This window comes from Nonomuraea sp. NPDC005983, assembly GCF_040614375.1.
GTDB lineage: Bacteria > Actinomycetota > Actinomycetes > Streptosporangiales > Streptosporangiaceae > Nonomuraea.
This window is the reverse complement of the sequence record NZ_JBEXUP010000268.1, coordinates 1-4,207: the sequence shown is the minus strand read 5'-3', so window position 1 is coordinate 4,207 and position 4,207 is coordinate 1. Positions and strand designations below refer to the sequence as shown.

At 72.9% G+C, this 4,207-nt stretch carries 5 protein-coding genes; 3 read left to right on the top strand and 2 right to left on the bottom strand.

Features of this window, described 5'->3' with window-relative positions; all coding sequences use genetic code 11:
• Positions 1 to 506 (bottom strand): orotidine-5'-phosphate decarboxylase (gene pyrF / locus ABZ297_RS46365; RefSeq protein WP_355360882.1); only part of this gene is annotated, 506 nt, incomplete at its 3' end.
• Between the two features lie 127 nt (positions 507 to 633).
• Here pyrF and ABZ297_RS46360 point away from each other — a divergent pair.
• The 3 genes from ABZ297_RS46360 (at position 634) to ABZ297_RS46350 (ending at position 2,527) form a co-directional block, all read left to right on the top strand.
• On the top strand, positions 634 to 1,110 hold the full coding sequence (locus tag ABZ297_RS46360; RefSeq protein ID WP_355360879.1) for a DUF2283 domain-containing protein: 477 nt from the start codon (positions 634 to 636) through the stop codon (positions 1,108 to 1,110).
• A gap of 77 nt (positions 1,111 to 1,187) precedes the next feature.
• Positions 1,188 to 1,979, top strand: coding sequence for a Cof-type HAD-IIB family hydrolase (locus ABZ297_RS46355; RefSeq protein ID WP_355360876.1), 792 nt, complete (start codon positions 1,188 to 1,190; stop codon positions 1,977 to 1,979).
• Between the two features lie 176 nt (positions 1,980 to 2,155).
• Positions 2,156 to 2,527 (top strand): hypothetical protein, encoded by a 372-nt coding sequence (locus tag ABZ297_RS46350; RefSeq protein ID WP_355360873.1) that lies wholly within the window; start codon positions 2,156 to 2,158, stop codon positions 2,525 to 2,527.
• An 84-nt stretch (positions 2,528 to 2,611) separates the two neighbouring features.
• Here the strand turns inward: ABZ297_RS46350 and ABZ297_RS46345 are convergent, their stop codons facing one another.
• Entirely contained in the window at positions 2,612 to 4,057 is a 1,446-nt protein-coding gene (locus tag ABZ297_RS46345; RefSeq protein ID WP_355360870.1) for a sulfatase-like hydrolase/transferase, read from the bottom strand.
• Positions 4,058 to 4,207: the final 150 nt, after the last annotated feature.

Below are 4,207 nucleotides of genomic sequence, written 5' to 3'. Positions count from 1 at the left end.
CCGGCGACCGCCGCCTGCAGCTCTGCCGCCTCCGGGTTGGACGTGCGGGCCAGCACGAACACGCCCGCATCGTTGGCGACCGCCGACGCGATCGCGCCCTCCAGCGAGCCGAACCCCAGGTACGGGCTGAGCGTCACCGCGTCGGCCGCCAGCGGGCTGCCGTGGTCGAGGTAGGCCTCCGCGTAGGCAGCCATCGTGCTGCCGATGTCGCCGCGTTTCACGTCGAGGAGCACCAGCGTGCCCGCGTCGCGGAGGTCGGCGATCACGCCTTCCAGGACGGCGATGCCGCGGCTGCCCCACCGCTCGAAGAACGCCGACTGCGGCTTCACGACCGCGGCCACGTCGCTCACCGCGTCGGCCACCGTGCGGCTGAACCGCTCGAGCCCGGCAGGGGAGTCGTCGAGGCCCCACGCGTTGAGCAGCGCCGGGCTCGGATCGATGCCCACGCACAGCGGGCCGCACTTGTCGAGCCTGGCACGCAGCCGTGCCCCGAATGGCTCACTCATCACCAGGTCCCCCTCACGACCGTTCGAAGACTAGCCCGCGACGACACGCGCCAGGAAGGTTTCGGCCGAGGCGGTTATGGGACGCTCGCAGTATTTCAGGCATGGCCGGTGGGGTAGGTGAGCAGACATGTACGAGATCGCCCAGCGCACGCTGGCGCTGCGCACCGAGCCGCCGCGCGAGGTGACCGTGACGGTCGGACTGCCGTACGAGGAGCCGAATGGGGAGTGGTCAGCGCCGTACCGGATCGACGGGCTCGAAGGCTGGGAGCACGAGCGGAAGGTCACCGGGATCGACTCGCTGCAGGCCGTGGAGCTGGTGATGGTGGTGTTGCGTGCCGCGCTCGCCGGCTCGCACGAGGCCAGGGCGGGCCTGCTGAGCTGGGACCACGAGCCGGACGGGCGGCGTCCGCAGACGGTCTACCTGAGCCTGGACGAAGACCACGACGTCGCCTACATCGCCATGAAGCACGACATCGCCCCCGGTGAGGCCGTGCGTCAGGCGGTCGTCGAAGGGGTGGTGCTCGAGTACGCCGAGTCGGGTGAGCTGCTCGGGCTGGAGCTGAGGCACGCCGCGAAGCTGCTGCCGTCGGAGATGCGCATCTGACCCCCGCCGGGGAGCCTGCCGAATCGTGACGTTCAGGATAACGACGTTCGGGATAAGACGATCGGGATAATCGGCAGGTGACTCCTCCCCGTATCGTGGCCACCGACCTGGACGGCACCCTCCTCGACTCCCGTCACTCCGTCTCCCCGCGCACCCGCCGCGCGCTCCGGCTCGCCCGCGAGAGCGGCGCCGAGATCGTGTTCGTCACCGCCAGGGCGCCGCGCGGCGTCGACCAGATCGCCGAGCAGGCCGGCGTCACCGGCACGGCGATCTGCAGCAACGGCGCGGTCGTCTACGACCTCGACACCAGGGAGATCGTCGGCACGCACGCGCTGGACCCCGCCGCGCTGCGCGAGGTGGTGGAGATCCTGACCGAGGCGCTGCCCGGTGTCGCGTTCGCGGCGGAGACGGGCAGGCAGGTGCTGGCCGAGCCGGGATACGTGGTTCACGCGCACGACGCGGCCTACTGGCGCGAGGTGCCCGCCGTCTCCGAGACGGACGAGCCGGTCGTCAAGTTGCTCGTCCGGTCGCGGACGCACCCGGTGGACGAGATGTACACCGCCGCCGTCGCCGCGGTGGACGGGCAGGCCGAGGTGACCCACTCGGGCGCGTCGGGGCTGCTGGAGATCAGCGCGACCGGCGTGACGAAGGCGGGCACGCTCGCCCTGCACTGCGAGGCGCGGGGCGTGGCCGCGGCGGAGGTGGTGGCCTTCGGCGACATGCCCAACGACCTCGCCGCCCTGGTCTTCGCCGGAGCCGGGTACGCGATGGCCAACGCCCACGACCTGGTCCGCTCGGCCGTCGAACGCCACACCCTGTCCAACGACGAGGACGGGGTGGCGGTCGTGCTGGAGCGGCTGTTCGGCTGAACGCCGTGCGAGGTCAGGGCTGCTCCTCCCAGCGGTCCTGGGCGGCCATGACCTCCTCCCCGCAAGAGGCGGCGGGCGTACCACTCTCGGCGTAGCCGGGACCGCGACGGCGGGCGGATGCGGCCGTGACGCGGGCGCACGATGCTGGGGGTCTCACGGAACAGAAGGAGAGTCGAGTGGTTTCCCAGGTCGCCAGTCGGAGCGGGTACCTGACCGCGTTCAGGGTCGTCGCCACGCTCAACACGCTGTCGGTGCTCGTCCAGGCGGTGACGGCGGGGCAGCTCATGAGCGGGGTGTCCACGGGGCTGCACGGGACGGGCGCGTCGGCCGTGCACGTGCTCGGGCTGGCGCAGCTCGTCGTCGCCGTCCTCCTCTGGAGGCCTGGACGCGGCGCCGGGTGGCCCGCGCTGGTCAGCCTGGCGGCGCTGCTGCTCGGGTTCGTCCAGTCCGCGATGGGCGGAACCGGCGTGCTGTCGGTGCACGTGCCGCTCGGGATGTCGCTCTTCGGGCTGAGCGTCTGGCTCCTGGTCTGGGCCTGGCGCCGCTGACCCGGCGGCCCCACGTGGCCTGACGTGGCCTGACGTGGAGCCGCACGTGGCCGCCGAGGGGGGCGGCCGCGTGCGGCTCCGCAGTCAGCCGTCCCCGTAGCGGGGGACGGTCGGGAAGGCGGCAGGCTCGAACGCACAGAGCCCGGCACCGGGGCCGGCGCCGGGGCCGAGCGGCGCCGACTGGCCGGAGCCCGAGACCGGCAAGGCCCGTCCGTCGCTTTCCGGGTCGGCGTAGCGGGCGAACCAGGAGTCCAGCCGTCCCGCCAGGTCGTGCCGGATCGCGGCCGTCGCCGGGTCTTCCGCCCGGTTGCGCTCCTCGCCCGGGTCGGACTCCAGGTCGTAGAGCTCGTGCGGGCCGAACGGGTGGCGGTGCACGTACTTCCAGGACCGGGTCCTGATCATCCGGACCGGCCCGTACTCGTCGAAGACCACCACGGACGAACCGGGCGCGGGCTCGGCCCCGGCCAGGACTCCGGCGAACGACCGCCCGGGCAGGTCCGCGCGCCCGTCCGGCAGCCCGAGGTGGTCGAGCAGGGTGGGACGCAGGTCGTAGGCCGACAGCAGCGCGTCGCACACCCGGCCGCCGGGGATGCGGCCCGGCTGACTCACGATCGCCGGCACCATGACCGAGGTGTCGTACATGTTCTGCGGGAAGGTGCCGTTGCCCTTGCCCCAGATGCCGTGCTGGCCGCAGCTGAAGCCGTTGTCGCTGGTGAAGATCACCAAGGTCGACTCCCTCAGCCCCAGCTCGTCCAGAGTGGCAAGCACCTGGCCGATCCCGGCGTCCATCGCCGAGACGGCGGCGAAGTAGCCGGTCAGCGCGGCCCGCGTGTCGGGCTCGCCGCCGATCGGCGCGCCGTCGGGGCCCAGCGGCTGCCACGGGTGCGGCTCCCCCTGCGGGCACGACGCGAACGCGCATCCGTCGTAGAGCGCCTCGAACGCGGCGGGGTGCTGCCCCTTCCACGGCTTGTGCGGGGCGGTGTAGTGCAGTGACAGGTAGAACGGCGCGTCCAGGCCGGCCTCGCCGCGCAGGAAGTCGCAGGCCGCGCCGGTGAGCACGTCCGTGAGGTAGCCGGTGGCCTCCGTCCGCTGGTCGCCGTCGTAGAGGATCGCGCCGTGGTAGGGCCCGCCGCCGCTCTCGTGCGCCAGCCAGCGGACGAAGCCGGGTCTCGGCCGGTCGTGCAGGCCCAGGTGCCACTTGCCGACCAGGCCGAGCCGGTACCCGGCGTCGTGCAGGTCGTCGGTGAACAACCGCCGGCCCGCCAGGAAGTCGGTGCCGGTATGCCGCTGGCTGATCCAGTCGTGGACGCCGTGCCGCGACGGGATCTCCCCGGTGAACAGCGAGGCGCGGGCGGGCGAGCACACGGGGGAGGCGCAGAAGAAGGACGACAGCCGCACTCCCGAGTCGGCCAGCGCGTCGAGGTGGGGCGTGTGGATGTCGTCGTTGCCCGAGCAGCCCAGCGCCCAGGCCCCCTGGTCGTCGCTCAGGACGAGCAGGACGTTGGGGCGGCGGGGGTCACGGCTGGCCAACGAGGGCCTCCAGGTGGACGGGCGCGCCACGGGACGCCGAGGCGTAGCAGGCGAGCACGGCCTCCAGCACGTGCCGCCCGTGCGCTCCGGTCACCGCCGGGTCGCGGCCTTCCGCCACGGCCGCCGCGAAGTCGGCGAGCTGGGCGGCGA